Annotated in this window: 16 protein-coding genes and 3 pseudogenes; 7 read left to right on the forward strand and 12 right to left on the reverse strand. The window is 68.2% G+C overall.

Annotated elements, in window-relative coordinates:
• The coding region (locus ACIQPR_RS47640; RefSeq protein WP_403663599.1) for a hypothetical protein at positions 1–524 on the reverse strand (524 nt) is incomplete at its 3' end.
• A gap of 33 nt (positions 525–557) precedes the next feature.
• Complete coding sequence (locus ACIQPR_RS47645; RefSeq protein WP_403663602.1) at positions 558–1,001, reverse strand: IS3 family transposase; 444 nt, start codon at positions 999–1,001, stop codon at positions 558–560.
• Between the two features lie 195 nt (positions 1,002–1,196).
• Here ACIQPR_RS47645 and ACIQPR_RS47650 point away from each other — a divergent pair, with 195 nt between their 5' ends.
• The 4 genes and pseudogenes from ACIQPR_RS47650 to ACIQPR_RS47665 form a co-directional block, all read left to right on the forward strand.
• Positions 1,197–1,754, forward strand: a complete 558-nt coding sequence (locus tag ACIQPR_RS47650; RefSeq protein WP_403663605.1) for a TetR/AcrR family transcriptional regulator — start codon at positions 1,197–1,199, stop codon at positions 1,752–1,754.
• Positions 1,751–2,635, forward strand: a pseudogene (locus ACIQPR_RS47655) (aldo/keto reductase). The gene ACIQPR_RS47650 and the pseudogene ACIQPR_RS47655 overlap by 4 nt, the downstream one beginning before the upstream one ends.
• Positions 2,636–2,742: 107 nt before the next feature.
• A complete protein-coding gene (locus ACIQPR_RS47660; RefSeq protein WP_403663608.1) occupies positions 2,743–3,762 on the forward strand; it encodes an NADPH:quinone reductase in 1,020 nt (339 codons plus the stop codon).
• Positions 3,753–4,274, forward strand: a pseudogene (locus tag ACIQPR_RS47665) (ATP-binding protein); the annotation flags it as partial. The gene ACIQPR_RS47660 and the pseudogene ACIQPR_RS47665, both read left to right, overlap by 10 nt.
• Here ACIQPR_RS47665 and ACIQPR_RS47670 read toward each other — a convergent pair.
• Positions 4,252–4,689 carry a pyridoxamine 5'-phosphate oxidase family protein gene (locus ACIQPR_RS47670; RefSeq protein ID WP_403663611.1) on the reverse strand — a complete coding sequence of 146 codons (438 nt, stop codon included), beginning with the start codon at positions 4,687–4,689 and terminating at the stop codon, positions 4,252–4,254. The pseudogene ACIQPR_RS47665 and the gene ACIQPR_RS47670 sit on opposite strands and share 23 nt — an antisense overlap.
• Positions 4,690–4,818: 129 nt before the next feature.
• Here ACIQPR_RS47670 and ACIQPR_RS47675 point away from each other — a divergent pair, with 129 nt between their 5' ends.
• The gene (locus ACIQPR_RS47675) at positions 4,819–5,178 is read left to right on the forward strand and encodes a hypothetical protein (protein ID WP_403663614.1); all 360 of its coding nucleotides are present in this window, start codon (positions 4,819–4,821) and stop codon (positions 5,176–5,178) included.
• Positions 5,179–5,333: 155 nt separating this feature from the next.
• On the opposite strand, the gene ACIQPR_RS47680 is transcribed toward ACIQPR_RS47675, so the two are convergent.
• Positions 5,334–5,741, reverse strand: a complete 408-nt coding sequence (locus ACIQPR_RS47680) for a hypothetical protein (protein WP_403663617.1) — start codon at positions 5,739–5,741, stop codon at positions 5,334–5,336.
• 788 nt (positions 5,742–6,529) lie between these two features.
• Between ACIQPR_RS47680 and ACIQPR_RS47685 the strand changes: the two genes are divergently transcribed.
• Positions 6,530–7,132 (forward strand): transposase family protein, encoded by a 603-nt coding sequence (locus ACIQPR_RS47685; RefSeq protein ID WP_403663619.1) that lies wholly within the window; start codon positions 6,530–6,532, stop codon positions 7,130–7,132.
• 30 nt (positions 7,133–7,162) lie between these two features.
• Positions 7,163–7,705, forward strand: coding sequence for a hypothetical protein (locus ACIQPR_RS47690; protein ID WP_403663621.1), 543 nt, complete (start codon positions 7,163–7,165; stop codon positions 7,703–7,705).
• Between the two features lies 1 nt (position 7,706).
• On the opposite strand, the gene ACIQPR_RS47695 is transcribed toward ACIQPR_RS47690, so the two are convergent.
• The 8 genes and pseudogenes from ACIQPR_RS47695 to ACIQPR_RS47730 all read right to left on the reverse strand — a co-directional run bounded on the left by ACIQPR_RS47695 (position 7,707) and on the right by ACIQPR_RS47730 (position 14,813).
• Complete coding sequence (locus ACIQPR_RS47695) at positions 7,707–7,991, reverse strand: ATP-binding protein (protein WP_403663624.1); 285 nt, start codon at positions 7,989–7,991, stop codon at positions 7,707–7,709.
• A gap of 88 nt (positions 7,992–8,079) precedes the next feature.
• A complete protein-coding gene (locus ACIQPR_RS47700; protein ID WP_403663731.1) occupies positions 8,080–8,226 on the reverse strand; it encodes a hypothetical protein in 147 nt (48 codons plus the stop codon).
• Between the two features lie 292 nt (positions 8,227–8,518).
• Positions 8,519–8,791, reverse strand: a pseudogene (locus tag ACIQPR_RS47705) (IS3 family transposase); the annotation flags it as partial.
• Entirely contained in the window at positions 8,779–9,108 is a 330-nt protein-coding gene (locus ACIQPR_RS47710) for a transposase (RefSeq protein WP_403663627.1), read from the reverse strand. The gene ACIQPR_RS47710 and the pseudogene ACIQPR_RS47705, both read right to left, overlap by 13 nt.
• Before the next feature lie 253 nt (positions 9,109–9,361).
• Positions 9,362–10,030 (reverse strand): response regulator, encoded by a 669-nt coding sequence (locus ACIQPR_RS47715; RefSeq protein ID WP_403663630.1) that lies wholly within the window; start codon positions 10,028–10,030, stop codon positions 9,362–9,364.
• The gene (locus tag ACIQPR_RS47720; protein ID WP_403663633.1) at positions 10,023–11,243 is read right to left on the reverse strand and encodes a sensor histidine kinase; all 1,221 of its coding nucleotides are present in this window, start codon (positions 11,241–11,243) and stop codon (positions 10,023–10,025) included. Before ACIQPR_RS47720 ends, ACIQPR_RS47715 begins: the two co-directional genes overlap by 8 nt.
• A gap of 10 nt (positions 11,244–11,253) precedes the next feature.
• Positions 11,254–13,476, reverse strand: a complete 2,223-nt coding sequence (locus ACIQPR_RS47725; RefSeq protein WP_403663722.1) for an MMPL family transporter — start codon at positions 13,474–13,476, stop codon at positions 11,254–11,256.
• A 38-nt stretch (positions 13,477–13,514) separates the two neighbouring features.
• Complete coding sequence (locus ACIQPR_RS47730; protein WP_403663636.1) at positions 13,515–14,813, reverse strand: serine hydrolase domain-containing protein; 1,299 nt, start codon at positions 14,811–14,813, stop codon at positions 13,515–13,517.
• Positions 14,814–14,981: the final 168 nt, after the last annotated feature.

Below are 14,981 nucleotides of genomic sequence, written 5' to 3' on the forward strand. Positions count from 1 at the left end.
CCGGCCTCCCCGTCGGCCAGCATGCGCCGCAGCTCCGTGCGGCCCGCGCGGACTTGATGCCGCCGACGGCGCTCGTCGGGTGAGAGCTGGTGCTCGGCGGGAAGTGGACGCTCCCATGGTTCGACCGCCTCCGGGCTCAGCCACCCGGTCCGGTCCTGCACGGGCTGGTGCCCGGACAGCTCCCGGATCCGGCCGGCCAGCGCCGCGCGAGGCCCGCCCACGGTCCAAGCCGTCTGGAGGGCCACCCGTACCTGTCCCGGAGCAACCCGCAGTTCCGATGACACAGAACGCCAGGGCTGCCTCTGCGTGTTCTGCGAGAACAGGTCGGCGTGCCCGTTGCCGAAGACATCGATCAGGTAGGCGACACGACAACCGCGGCGGGCCAGGGCCACGGCAACAGCCGCGCTCAGCAGGCTGGAGCCTTCCTTCCCCTCCGAGCCGAAGCCGATCAACTCGACACACCCCCTGAGTGTGAAGGCTTGCCTGGCGAGCGGTGCAGACTTCTTCTGCAAAAGGACCTCCATGAGCCCCCCGGGTTCCTTGCTTTTGCTTACACGCTACAAGCCACCTGGGAGATCCATTCGGGGCTGGTGCAGGTTCAGGTGGCAGGGTTCGGTCACGCGGCCTGGAGGGCTGGTGTGGTCATGAACGGTCTCGAATTCGACGGGTGTCAGCTGGCCGGGTGCTGCTTGTCTGCGGCGTCGGTGATAGGTCCGTTCGATCCAGGACACGATCGCGATCCGCGGTTCTTGGCGGGTGGTCCAGTTCCGGCGGTCGAGGACCTTCTTCTGCAGCAGGCTGAAGAAGGACTCCATGGCGGCCTTGTCGCCGGCTGTCCCGACCGTCTCTATCGATCCGACCATGCGCTGTCGGTCGAGGGCCCGGACGAACGTCCTTGACCGGAACTGCTGCCCCTGCCCGAATGGAAGATCACCCCGGACCGTTCCTGCCGCCATGTTCGGTGCCGCCACCACCAGTTCAGCATCGTGGTGGGCGCTCATCGCGTAGCCGAGCAGCCTGTGCGTACAGGTCGATGACGGTGCCGAGGTAGAGCTGGCCCTCGCCGGTCTCGGACTCCGTCATGCCCCTGGCCCGGATCGGGTCTACTCATCTGACACTTGCCCATCACAAACGGAAGGGCGGTTCTGCTAGTGTTCCGCATAAGCGGAACAACAGTTCTTTTTGTGGGGGGTGTTGTGCCTCGGCTCACCGACGCGCGTAAGGAACTTCGGCGTACCCAGATCGCCGAGGCCGCCGTCCGCTGCTTCAGCCGCAACGGCCTGGAGAGGACCTCGATCGCCGACATCACCGCCGAGTCCGGCCTCTCTGCCGGCTCGATCTATGCGCACTACCGCAACAAGGCCGACCTGGTCCGGGTCGCCGCCCGCGAGGTGCTCGCCAAGCGCGCCGATGTCCTGGGCGATTACGCCGCGGCCGACGCCCCTCCCGGCCCCGACGAACTGCTCTCCCGCCTGATTGCCGCGATCGACCCGGCCGAGGCTCGGGTCGGCGTGCAGACCTGGGGAGAGTCGACCACTAACCCGGCCATCCGCGACATCGTCGTCGACATGACCGACCGGATGCGCGCGATGCTGCACGACTGCGTCACAGCCTGGCTCGTCAAGGTCGAGCACTATGAGCCGGCCCAGGCCCAGGACCGCGCCACTCCGATCGCCCACCGGGTCATGGCCCTCTACCAGGCCGAACTGCTCTACACCGCCTTGCAATCACCGGCTGAGGAGACGGCGTCATGACCACCGCGACCGCTTCGTTCGTCGGCCGCATCGTTTCGCGCGTCGGCTGCGGTGCCTTGCCGCTTGAGCGTCTGCACCATCGCCGCGGCGAGGCCGTCGCGCTGCAGCGCCGCGCGGTCGAGTTGGGCGTCGACAACGTGGACACCGCCGAGTTCTATGGCTTCGGTCTCGCCAACGCCGTGATCCGAGAGGCACTGCGCCCCGAGGACGACGTCCTGATGGTCACTAAGGTGTGGGCTGACCTAAACCCGGGCGGACGCGTGCCGTTACGTCTGGCGCAGCGGCCCGAGGAGCTGCGCGCCAGCGTCGAGGGCAACCTGCGCAGCCTCGGCGCCGACCGGCTCTCGGTCGTCAACCTCCGCCGCCTGGACACCGGCCCCAGGCTGCGTCCTGAGGACGATCAGGTCCGCGACCTCGACGACCAGCTTGCGGCAATGACTGCCCTGCATGACCAGGGCAAGATCGGTGCGATCGGCCCGGAGCAACGTCACCCTCGACGGCCTGCGCCGCGCCCTGCCGACCGGCATCGTCTGCGTGCAGAACGCCTACGGTCTCGTCTCCCGCGACGACGAGGACATGCCGCAGTTCTGCGCGACCGATGGCATCGCCAGGGTCCCACTTTCCCGCTCGGTGAGATCTTCCCCGGCCTGTCCAAAGCGACGGACGAGCCAGCGGTGCACGCCGTGGCCGAGTCCCTGGGCGCCACGCCCTCCCAGGTCGGCTTCACCTGGCTGCTGCACCATGCCCCGAACGTGCTGCTCACCCCCGACGCCGCCCACATGGAGGCCAACATCGCGATCAGTGAGATCAGCCTCGACGCCGCGGCCCTCGTCACCCTTGATGCCATCGAGTCTCGCTCCAGCAGCGTCTCTCTCGGGTGACCGGAACCAACGTGACCCGGCTCGCGACCCCACCCCAAGCCGGGCACCCCGGCCAACCGCCAGGCCACACCGGGAAACCCCGCTCTACCAGGCTCCAAGGACGGATCATGAAGGCCATCATCTACCGCGACAACGGCACCCCCGACGTTCTGCAGTTCGTCGACCGCGACCTCCCTGCTCCCGGCCCCGGCGAGGTTCGCGTCCGCGTCGCCGTGTCCGGAGTCAACCCGACCGACTGGCAGGCACGCTCCGGTGTCGGCCACCCCAAGCACTTCTCGGAGGTCACCCCGCACCTCGACGGCGCCGGCACGGTCGACGCTGTCGGTGACGGTGTCGACCAGAGTCGGCTCGGTCAGCGGGTCTGGCTGTTCATGGCCGCCGCCGGGCGGCCCACCGGCACCGCCGCCGAGTTCACCGTCGTGCCCGCCGAACAGGCCGTGCAGCTGCCCGACGAGGTCGGCTTCGACGTCGGCGCCTCACTTGGCGTCCCCGCGCTGACCGCGCACCGCGCGCTCACCGTCGCCGAGGACGGTCCGCGCCGGCTGCGGCCTGGGGTACTCGGCGGGAGGGTGGTGCTCGCCGCGGGCGGGGCCGGAGCGGTCGGGCACGCGGTGATCCAGCTCGCCCGATGGGCCGGCGCCACCGTGATCAGCACGGTGAGCAGCCCGGAGAAAGCCCGGCTGGCCACCGCCGCCGGGGCCCACCATGTGATCAACTATCGCGAGGGCGACCCGGCCGCCGAGATCCGCAAGATCGCCCCGGACGGCGTCGACATCGTCGCCGAGGTGGCGCTGGGCGCGAACCTCGCACTGGACCTGGCCGTGCTGCGAACCCGCGCCACGATCTCGACCTACGCCAACGACGGTGGCAAGCCAGTCGAACTGAACGTGCTGCAGAACATGGTGCTGAACACATGTTTGCAATTCCTGGTGCTCTACACGGCCGGCCCGGAGGCACGCGCTGCGGCCGTCCAGGACGTCACCGCCGCAGTGCGCGACGGTGCGCTGCCGGTCGGCGAGGAATGCGGGCTGCCGCTGATCCGCTTTCCGCTCGACCGCACCGCCGACGCGCACCGTGCGGTCGAGAGCCGTGCGGTCGGCAAAGTCCTGGTGGACGTCACCTCCTGACGACCTGCGAGTGGATCGCCAAGGGTTACCCCCTGTGTCTGATCGGCGACTCAGGCACCGGCAAGTCGCACCTGCTGATCGCGCTGGGCACCGCAGCCGCCATGGCCGGCTATCGCGTCCGCTACACCACCGCCGCAGCTCTGGTGAATGAACTGGTCGAGGCGGCAGACGATAAGCAGCTGGGCAAGACCATCGCTCGTTACGGGCGGGTCGACCTACTCGAAATCGACGAGCTGGGCTACCTCGAACTCGACCGCCGCGGCGCGGAAATGCTCTTCCAGGTGCTCACCGAACGTGAGGAAAAGAACAGTATTGCGATCGCTTCGAACGAGGCGTTCACCGGTTGGAGCCACACCTTCACCGATCCACGGCTCTGCGCGGCGATCGTGGACCGCCTCACGTTCAACGCCACCATCATCGAGACCGGAACCGAGTCCTACCGACTGGCCCGCACCAAGGCGCAGAAGAACGACCACACGAAATCCGCCATCACGGCGCAACGGAGTAACTGAGATCTCGTGCGGTGAGCGAGGCCGGCGTCAAACGCAGCCACATCGTGCCTCGTTCACCCGGACCATCGTGCAGGTCGCGCACGAAACGCGCGTCCCACTGAGCTTCGTCCGCTCCCAAGTAGCGGGCAAGTTTCCGCCGTGCCCTCGCCACATCAAACGGCACCAGCTCGGCCCGTCCCCGAGCGATCACCTGCCGGACACACCCCGTCGCGAGATCACACTCGTCCACCACGAGAGCGACGTTCGGGTCGTCCTTCACTCGGTCGAACAACCGGGCCCACGGGCCGGTCAAGGTCCAGAAGCCTTCCTCTTCCCAGAGGAACCAGACAGGACGCACTGTCGGTCCGCTCGTCGCAATACGAGCGGTGAGCGGCTGCTGCAGGAAAGCGTCCACATCAAAACCAGAAGATTCCATATCGCCAATCTTCTGTTGCCGCCGATCACTTCACCACCGACCTACGACCTACACCCAAAGCATCAGGCGCCCCCCGTCTCCCGGAAGAGGGACCCTCCACACGTACTATGTGCTGGCGGAAGCACGCCAGTGCTGGTGCACAATTGCGGCGAGCAGATATTTGAAGCAGGCGGTAAGCATGGATCTGAGGCGCGGAGTAGCTCGCGTGGTGAGAACAGTGCTGAACCTGCGGATGGACAGGGGGCATTGAACAACTCGGTACAGATCAAGCCCACGTCTCCTCGTAGGGTAGGCATCGACCGGACCAATGGGGATACGGTGATCCTTGACCGCACTGGCGAGGTTCCCTGTGGTTGTACCGTTGAGGACGGAACCAACGAGATATTCCATGGTCATGTCCGAACAGACCTGGATACCGATCCCGGCATGGCGAAGGCGACGACGGCGCTGCGCAAGGGAATCAAGTCAGGAGATATCGAGGTTCCATGATGGATGGAAAGCAGTTGGAGCTGGAGAATTGGCGGTCTGCCTTGACGGCAGACATCCAGAGTTCAGACGTCGGGCTGTCCACTAGGGCTCTGTTGAGGCTGACCTACGATGATCCGGATCACAGGCGGGTGGAAGCCGTTTTACTCGACTGTATTTCACCTGAAGTCGACCCTCAAATCAGAGCTCTGGCTGTGACTTGTATGGGGCATCTGGCAAGGATTCATCGAGCAGTCAGCGTGGAAATCGTCCGATGCCTTGAAGAGTTGCTCGACGACCCTGAACTGGCGGGCCGGGCGGAAGACGCGCTCGATGACATTGCGGCCTTTTCGGCGACGAATTGAATCCGGATCGACAATCTGCTTGATCGCTGTGCGGGAAGGTGCTTCCACGGCATCCGGGTCGACGTCACCGCTCAGCGGGTGTGCCCAGAGCGCCGTGTACCGTGAACGGCCTTCGGTGAAGGCGTCGTTGAGCCAGATCGCCTCCTGTTCACGGGTCAGCGGGTATCTCCCCACGGGCCCGCCCCACGCGGTGCGGGAGGCGTCTTCGATGTGGCTGGTCACGATCTACTCTCCCTTCGTACGTTCGGCGGTCGTGGTCGCTTTCGGCTGCACCGGGCGTGGTCCGCGACGGACAAGGAGGTTGAGGGCTGTGCGGTCGAGCTTTCGGTTCGGGGTGAGAGGGAAGCCCTCGATCACCTGCACTGCTGATGTGAGGAGATGGTCGGGCAGGGGCGCGGCCAACTGCTCTTTGAGTGCCAGTGGATCGCTCTCCGTTCCTCCGGCGGCGGGCGGAGTGCCGGGGATGAGCGTGTAGAACAGGGCGGTGCCGGTGACGGAGCTGTCGGAGGCAGCGATCCCGACGACCGTGCTGTTGCGGACCCCGGCGACCGACGAGGCGAGGGCTTCGATCTCGGCCGCCTCCCCCGGTGTCCGCGGATCTTCATCTGCCGATCGGTGCGCCCGTGGAAGTGCAGCGTCCCCGCCTCGTCCAGGTGACCGAGATCGCCGGTGCGGTAGGCCCGCACTGGCCGGCCCTCAAGTTCGGCGGTGACGAAGCTGCGAACGGTCAACTCCAGCTCGCTCAGGTATCCGAGCGCGAGCCCTTCCCCGGCGAGGTGGATCTCGCCGATACAACCCGGCGGACGCACCTCCCCGTCCGGGCCGAGTACGGCGACCGTGGTGAAGGGCACCGGGGTGCCCAACGGAATGCTGGCCTCACGGTCGCAGTCCTGGATGCGCACGGGGTGCGATGGTGATGGCGATATTTGGATTTGGCTCTGTCCGCAGTTCCGTGAATCCCCAGGTCAGCGACAGGATTGCGGGTTCGTTTCGGTAACGTACTTCCTGCCGTGGCGAGCAAGACGATTGAGGATGGGCTGTTTTCCGGGATCGATGTGCGGGTGGAGGACGTGAGCGACTCCTCCGGCATCCTGATGGTGGGGGCGGTGTCGACGTCCCGCCCAGGCCGGTGCCCGAACTGTCGTAAACAGGCCCGCCGCGTACACAGCACCTATCAACGCACTCTGGATGAAAGGCCGTTGGGATCGCACGGCGTCATCATCCGGCTACGGGTGCGCCGGTACTTCTGCGATCGCAGGAGCTGTTCCCGCACGACCTTCGTAGAGCAGGTACCGGGGCTGTCCGCACGCTGCCGCCGTTCCAGTACCGGGCTGGCGGGCTGGCTGCGGTCGATCGCGATCGAGCTCGGCGGCCGTTCCGCCGCACGACTGTGCCGCCGGCTGCGGCTGACCGCGGGCCGGACGCGGCTGCTCAGGCTGCTGACCGCACTGTCTGTGCAGGCCCGTGCCCCGCGGGTTCTGGGGGTGGACGAGTTCGCCTTCCGCAAGGGCTGCACCTACGGCACCGTGCTGGTCGACGTCGAGGCCGGCCGGTGTCAACGCTCTCTGAAATTTGGTTCTGGATCACTTTCCGTGGCTCTGCACGGAAAGTGATCCAGAACTGAATTTTGACCCCCGACCAGTATGAGAAAACTGACCCCCGATGTGGTTGTCCTCAAGGCCAGCCGCGGTGCCGACAGGACTGTCAGCGTGTCGGTTGTGGATGCCAGAATGGTCGGCATGCCGCTGTCCGACTACTTCTTGGCCGCTGATGATCAGGCTGCCGTCACCGTCCTCCAGGTGTTGGGAGGGCCGAGTCGGGCCGACCTCGACGTGGTTCTCCTTGAGAACTTCGACCCGGTCGCCGCAATCCCGCAGCTCGAAGCCATCATGACCGGCTGCAGCTTTGAGGAGGCTAGCGACCATTCGCGGTCGGGGCAGATGCTGTCCGATCCGCAGGGCGAGGGGGCGTTCGTCGTAAGCCTGAGGGACACCTTGACCGCCGCCCTGGCCTCGGCATCGCAGGACGACCTCCTGCGGTTCGCTGAGCCATGGTCAAGGACCGACGAACTCGAGCAGCTCGGTATGAGCGTCGAGGTCACGGCAGAAATCTTGGAAGTACTGGCCGGCCTGGCCCGGCGTGCTCAGGCTTCCAGCGAACGGCTGTATTGCTGGTGGGCGCCGTGACTCAGTGGCGTCCGGCGCTGTTGTCTTTGGTCAGCAGTTCGCGTCGCTGTCGGGTGCGGTAGGAGTCGCCGGTGAGGGTGATGACCTCGGCGTGATGGACCAGGCGGTCGATCATCGCGGCCGCGACGACGTCGTCGGAGTACGTCTCTCCCCAGCGCCCGAAGGGCAGGTTGGAGGTCACCATCACCGAGTCCTGCTCGTAACGCGAGGCTATGAGCTGGAAGAACAGGTTCGCGGCGTCCTGGCCGAACGGGATATGTTGGGTCGGGGACGGGACGCCGTGCACCGTTTCCGGTGTCGGTTTTCCCGTCCCCGCCCGCCGAACCGGACGTGCCCGTTGGCCGAGCATCCGGCTCTCCACGTGATCCGATGTGTCAGGCGAGGTATTCGCTGACCTGGCCGACGAAGGCCACATCGTCGTGGTTCGTCCGGCGGAAGCGTGCTCCGTTGGGATCGACCTCGTCGATGTTGTAAGGCGTGCTGATCTGCGCTCCACGAAACGTGTATCGCTGGACCCGCATCTTCGCCGGGTTGCAGAGGACGATCCCGCCCTCGGTGATGCGGTCCGCCCCGTAGTACCGGCGCCGCAGCTGTTTCCAGGTCAGGCGGGGGTGCTTGTAGCGAATCCAGAGAAGCAGTGACGATCTCCGTCATATCCTCGGCCCACACCTGGTCCGGGGCATCGGCGGTGAAATCACGGCGCACGAAGTCCGCAAACGCGGGCCGCTTGCCCGGCCTGGTCAGCTCCCGGCATTTTCGGATCTTCCGTCCGGCCAGGACGAGTTCGGTCAAGAGACGGGCGACGGTGTTCACTGACACCCTCCAGCCCTGGCGCACGAGCGTGATCCAGACCTTCGGGGAACCATACGTGCCGCCCGGCTCATCGAAGATCTGCCAGATCGCGTCGGCCAGCTTCCCGCGCCGCGCCGCGTGAGCGGTGACCGGCTGGCTGCGCCACGTGTAGAACCGGGACTCGCTCACACCCTGCGCACGGCACGTCAGGGTGTGCGGAATGTTCTGCTCGGCCTTACAGCCGCTGATCACCCCGGCCACCTGGGCTGGGTCCGCCGCATCTACTTCACCCACAAGGCCATGCAGCGTTTGAAGACATCACGCTCCATCTCCAGCTCGCGTATCCGCTTGTTCTTCTCGCTCATCTCCCGCCGCAGCCGCTCCAGCTCGGCTCGCTCGGTGTCCCGCAGCCGACCGCACGAGGCAGCGGGCGCGGGCCGGTCGGAGGAGGCCGAGCCGTTACGCCGCCACCACGACACCCAGCTGTGCAGCGTCCCGGAGTGGACACCGAACTCCTCGGCGACCTCCGGGATCGTCCTGCCCGTCTCGATCACAATGCGTACAGCACCCTCACGGAACTCAGGTGTGTGCGTCCGTTGCTTGGACTCCATGAACCTCAAATTCCCCTGCGTGCAAGGACTCCACGCTACGAGGGGAGGGACAGTGACGGCCGGGTTCGGCGGCGCGCTCGTGATCGGGCAGGCTCGTCGGCGTGTACCCCACCTTCCCCGCGGCCCGCCTGCCCCCTGCCGAAGCCCTCGCGACGGCTCAGAGACCTCAGTCGGTGACATCCGGTTAGGGGGATTCCGACGTGTGGTGGACCGGCAGAGTGCCGTGCGTCGGCCCCGGGGCTTGGGCGGGCGGTCAGTCCAGGGTGCGGCGGGCCAGCACGGCGGCCTGGGCGCGGCTGTGGCAGCCGGTTTTCGTTAGCATGCGGCTGACGTGGGTCTTCACCGTGTGGAGGCTGACCACGAGATGGCCGGCGATCTCGGCGTTGCTGAGCCCGTCGCCGACCAGGCGGAGAACGTCGCGCTCTCGCGGCGTGAGTTCGGCGAGCCGGGCCAGGTCTCCGTTGTCGGGTTGCTGTCTGGCGGCGGCGAGGTGGCTTGCGATGATTCGCTGGGTGACGGCGGGGCTCAACGCGCTGTGCCCGGCGGCGGTGGCCCGCACGGCGGCGGTTAGTTCCTCGTAGGAGCTGTTCTTCAGCAGGAAGCCGGTGGCGCCGGAGGCGAGCGCCTGGTCGACGTATTCGTCGAGGTCGAAGGTGGTCAGCATGAGCGCCTGGGTGCGGCCGGGGCCGAGCAGGGCGCGTCGGCCGAGTTCGGTCAGTGCCCAGAGGCCGTCGCGGTGCGGCATGCGGATGTCCAGCATGATGATGTCGGGCTTGAGTCGGCCGCACACCTCGACGGCCTCCTCGCCGTCCTGGGCGGTGCCGGCGATGGTGATGCCTTCCTGGCTGCCCAGGATGGCGGCGAGGCCGTCGCGGATGATTCGCTCGTCGTCCACGACGACCACGGTGATCGGCTCAGACACCGGCGGCGTCCAGCGGGGCCGTGCGCAGGGGCAGTGTGGCCAGCACTTGGAAGCCCCCGTCGTCGGTCGGGCCGGTGTGCAGTTCGCCGCCGAGCGTGTCGACTCGTTCGCGCATGCTGACCAGTCCGAGGCCGGTGCCCCAACTGGCCGTTACGGGCTCGGCGGGGCGGGAGTTGACCACCTCGCAGCGTAACTGCCCTGTGTCCTCGGCGATGTCGACCCGGACCCGGGCACCCGGCGAGTGGCGGCGGGCGTTGGTGAGCGACTCCTGGACGATGCGGTAGACGGTGAGTTGCACCGGCCGTGGCAGCGCGCCCGTATCGGTCTCGATCCGCCCGTCGACCTGGGCGCCGGCGGCCCGGCTGCGGTCCAGTAGTTCGGGCAGATCGCGCAGGCCCGGCATCGGGGCCAGCGGCGCCGCGTCCTCGGGGCCGCGCAACACCCGCAGCAGGTCGCGGAGTTCGCCGCCGGCCTGGCGGCCCGCGACGGCGAGTCCGTCGATCCGGGTACGCGCCCAGGCCGGGAGTTCGCCGCCGCGAGCGCGCAGGGTTTCGGCCTGCACCACGAGCAGGGTGAGGGAATGCGCGACGACATCGTGCATCTCGCGGGCGATCCGCACCCGCTCCTGCTGTGCGGCCTGCTGTTCGTGCAACTGCTGTTCGCGCAGTACGTCCGCCATGCGCCGCTCGGCCGCCGCGAGGTTTGCACGGTGGGTGAGGGCGGCGAACCCGGTGGCCCAGGCCAGCGGCATCGGGGCCAGGACGCCGATCACATCCGAACTGCCCCGGTACTGTGCCGAGACGGCGGTCAGCTGGTTGATCCACACTCCGGCGGCGACCACCGCACCGCCGCCGCCGAGCACGACCAGCCAGGTGCGGGCCCAGTTGGTGCAGTAACTGCCCACGTTGTAGAGGGCGACGGCCAGTGACAGGAAGATCAGCGGGGACAGTTTCATGCCTGCGGCCGCACCCCCGACGAGCGCCGCCACCAGGGTGGCGAGGAGCACCAGGAACACCGTCACCGGCAGCTTGCGGCGCAGCGGCAGGGCTACTGCGGTCACCACTTCGGTGGCCAGCAGCAACCACCAGGCGCGCGCCGAGGGATCGGCACTCGACTGCATCAACAACGGTGCGCACAGGGTCAGTAGGACCAGTCCGGCATCGGCACCCCGCGGGCGCCATCCCGCACGCCACCGGTTCGAGTACTCCGTCACCCGGCCGACCCTAGCGAGATTCAACGCGGCCATCGTCATTCCTAGGAGCTACATCGACGCCCACCGGGACGGTGCCGGACTGTTCCACTGTCGCGTCCGGCTCGCGGCGCAGAGGCCGCGGCGTCCACCAGTTCCACCTGCCGAGCAGGATCATCGCCGCGGGCAGGACCACGGCCCGGATGATCGTGGCGTCCAGCAGGATCGCTGTCGCGAGCCCGACGCCGAGCTGTTTGAGGTCCAGCGTGGTCAGCGTGCCGAAAATCGAGAACACGGCGACCATGACCACGGCGGCGCTGGTCACGGTGGAGGCCGAACCGGTGATGCCGCGCGCGACCGCCTCCCTGGTCGGCACCCCGGCGCGGACCGCCTCCTGGATCCGGCTCACCACGAAGACGTGGTAGTCCATCGAGAGCCCGAAGAGCACCACGAACAGGAACAGCGGCAGCCAGGTCACGATCCCGCCGTTGGACCGGAAGCCCAACAGGCCCTCGGCCCAGTGGTGTTGGAAGACCAGCGTGAGCAACCCGTAAGAGGCCCCTGCCGAAAGCGAGTTGAGGACGATCGCGGTGAGCGCGATGACCGGTGCCCGGAAGGTCGCGAGCAGTACGACGAAGGTGAGCACGAGAACGAAGCCGATCGTCCACGGCATCGCGCCGGACACATCGGCGGTGAAGTCGGCGTTCGTCGCGATCGGTCCGCCGACCGCGTACCGTGCGCCCGGCAGCCCGGACAACGCCGACGGCACAAGCCGTTGCCGCAGTTCTTCGAGGGCCTGGGCGGCCCTGTCGCTGCCGACCGGGTACGGCACACCGACGTCGAGCACGGACACCGTCCGGTCCGCCGAGGTCTGCCATTGCGGCGGCTGGTCGTGGGCGAACAGCGGCTCGGCCTGTGTGCGTCGGCCGAGGTCGGTCAGCGCCTCGCGCACCTGGGCCGCGTCTTTCGCCGGCGTGCGGACCGCGATCCGCAACGACGAGCCGGTGCTCGGGAAGGCCCCGGTCAGCCGGTCGTAGCTCTGCATGATCGGGATCGAGCGGGGCAGGTCGGCGTCGTCGGTCAGCCGCAGCGTCATGCCCAGCGCCGGGGCGGCGAGCGCCAGCAGGCCGACGACTGCGACCACGAGGGTCGGCTTCGGGGCCCGCAGCGCAGGGCGCAGCACCGTCGGCCAGAACCGGCCCCCGCCCTCCTTGCGGGCGGTCAGCCGCCACACCAGCGGGACCCGCGGCCGGTCGAGCCGGCGGCTGAGCCTGGCCAGCAGCGCGGGCAGCACGGTGACCGAGCCGAGCACCGCGACGGTCACCACCAGGATCGAACCGGTCGCCAGCGAGTGGAACGTCGCATCGTCTGCCAGGTACATGCCGGACATGGCGACCGCCACGGCGAGGCCCGAGACCACGACCGCGTGCCCGGAGGTGGCCGCCGCGATCTCGACCGCGTCGATGCTGCCGCGTCCTTTGGCCCGCTCCTCGCGCTCCCGCTTCAGATAGAACAGCGAGTAGTCGACCCCGACCGCCATCCCGACCAGCAGGACGACGCTGTTGAGCACATCGGTCGTCGGCACCAGGTGCGAGGCCAGCGCCGACAGTCCGATTGCCGCCCCCACCGACGACAGCGCCAGCAGCACCGGAACCCCGGCGGCGATCACCGCGCCGAAGGCCACCAGCAGGATCAGCAGGGTGACCGGGATACTGATCAGCTCCGCCTGATGGAAGTCGCCCTTGATCCGGCCGTCGAGCGCCTCGTCCATCGAGGCGTCCCCGACCTCCTCGACGCGCAGCCCCGGGTGCGCCTTCGCGGTGGCCGCCGTCGCCTCCAGCAGCGGCCGGACCCGCGACCCGGCGTCGCTGCGGGCACCCGTCATCTCGGCCCCGACCAGCAGCGCCGACCGGTTCGGCGCCGCCACAGCCGGCTCCACCTTCGCCACCCCCGGCAGGGCCTTGAGCCGGGCGGCCACATCGGCGGCGGCCCGCCGGGCGGCCGACGCGTCCAGCGCGCCCGACCGGGCGCTGATCAGAACGTTCTCTACCGCCGGGTCATGGAACCGGCCGCTGTCCACGATCTCGACCGCCCGGCCCGACTCGCCCGGCGACATGGCCGAGTCGCTCGCCTTCGTACCGGCCACCGCGCCCACCCCGACGCAGACCATGACGAACAGCACCCATCCGCAGATCGCCCGCCACGGGTGTGTCGCGCTCCATCTCGCGATCCGCACCGTCATCCCGCGTTCCACCATCGCCACGTCGCCTCCCCGGCTCACCGAGCGACTCGACGTCACTTGGATGCGGCTGGAAGGGACTTGCCGAGCATCGTGCAGACCGCGGCGTCGACCACCTTCTGGTCCGCGGCGCCCGACTTCTTGTCATGCAGCCCGAACAGCGTCGTGGTCACCACGGTGACCGAGCGCTTGCCGGTCGCGTCCGTGTAGTTCTGGCTCGCGTAACCGGGCACCCCGCCGGTGTGCCCCCAGACCGGTCCGCACGGGCTGTTGTACTCCTCGATTCCCAGCCCGTACCGCGAGCTCTTCGGGTCCCCGGGCGTCTCCACCACGGTCGTCTTCATCTGCTTGAGCTGCGCGGGCCGCAGCAGCCCGCCGGACGCCAGTGCCCGCAGGAACCGCTGCTCGTCGGCCGGCGTCGACACGATCGCGCCGGCCGCCCACGCCCACGCGGGGCTGATCGACGTCACCAGCACATGCTCGCCCCGCGCCGGTCCGGCGAACGAGGTGCCCTCGGGCACGCCCGGTGGCAGCAGCGGCGCCAGGTGCTCGGCGTCCGACTCATACGCGGCGGCCAGCCTGGCCCCGTCCTGTGAGGTGCCGTCGGCCGCCAGATAGGTGTCGCGCAGCCCAAGCGGCCCGATGATCCGCCGCTGCAGCAGAGTCGCTAGGCTCTGGCCGCTCGCCTTCTCCAACACCACTCCCAGGGCTATGTAGTTGGTGTTGCTGTAGGAGTATTCGGCGCCCGGCTTGAACAGCGGCGGGTACGTCGCCGAGACCGCCAGCAGCGCCTCTGGCCGCACGGGGGAGGGGTCCGCGCCGATCACGCGGGCCAGGGCGCTCGGGTCGTTGATGTAGTCGTACAGCCCGCTGGTGTGGTTCAGCAGCATCTTCAGCGTGATGTTCCGGCCGTTCGGCACCAGGCCCGGCAGCCACTTGTCCACCGGGTCCTGCAACGACAGCTTGTGCTCGGCGGCCAGCTGCAGGGCCAGCACACCCACCATCGTCTTGGTGTTCGACCCCATCCGGAACTCGTCGTCCGCCGACAGCTTGTGGTCCCGCTTCGTCCACGTCGCCTGCTGCGCCAGCGAGATCGTCCGGCCGCTCCCGTCGTTAACCCGCACCACGACCCCGGGCGCCCCCGCGTCCAGGTCCTGCCGCATCAGCGCGGCCAGCCGCTTGGCTGCGGTGGCATGGCCGGCTCGGCCGGCGTCGGCGGCGTTCGCCGTGTTCAGCGCGGCGGCATCCCCCGGTGTGGCGCAGACCGCGAGCCCGGCCGTCGCGGCCAGAACCGAGGCCACCGCCATGCCGGCGCGGCGGGTGAGCAGGTGCTTCGAGACGAGTCGACGAGCCATTGTTTCTCCTGGGTCGGTTTCCCCTGCGGCGTGTCCGCCGCCTGAGAACCATTCAGCCAGGATCTCGACACAAGATCGTCACTCGTTGGCGCACGGTTTTCGCCCCGCCCATCGCTCCTCCGAAGGGGGCCCTCCGCCCCGGGTCACTCCAAGGAATGACCCGACACG

It is taken from the genome of Streptomyces sp. NPDC091280 (assembly GCF_044768565.1).
Taxonomy (GTDB): Bacteria; Actinomycetota; Actinomycetes; order Streptomycetales; family Streptomycetaceae; genus Streptomyces.

Coding starts and splice junctions, on each gene's coding strand:
- ACIQPR_RS47645 (WP_403663602.1), bottom strand. CDS start 1,001: ATGAGCGCCCACCACGATGCTGAACTGGTGGTGGCGGCACCGAACATG.
- ACIQPR_RS47660 (WP_403663608.1), top strand. CDS start 2,743: ATGAAGGCCATCATCTACCGCGACAACGGCACCCCCGACGTTCTGCAG.
- ACIQPR_RS47670 (WP_403663611.1), bottom strand. CDS start 4,689: ATGGAATCTTCTGGTTTTGATGTGGACGCTTTCCTGCAGCAGCCGCTC.
- ACIQPR_RS47690 (WP_403663621.1), top strand. CDS start 7,163: ATGAGAAAACTGACCCCCGATGTGGTTGTCCTCAAGGCCAGCCGCGGT.
- ACIQPR_RS47700 (WP_403663731.1), bottom strand. CDS start 8,226: ATGCGGGTCCAGCGATACACGTTTCGTGGAGCGCAGATCAGCACGCCT.
- ACIQPR_RS47710 (WP_403663627.1), bottom strand. CDS start 9,108: ATGGAGTCCAAGCAACGGACGCACACACCTGAGTTCCGTGAGGGTGCT.
- ACIQPR_RS47725 (WP_403663722.1), bottom strand. CDS start 13,476: ATGGTGGAACGCGGGATGACGGTGCGGATCGCGAGATGGAGCGCGACA.
- ACIQPR_RS47730 (WP_403663636.1), bottom strand. CDS start 14,813: ATGGCTCGTCGACTCGTCTCGAAGCACCTGCTCACCCGCCGCGCCGGC.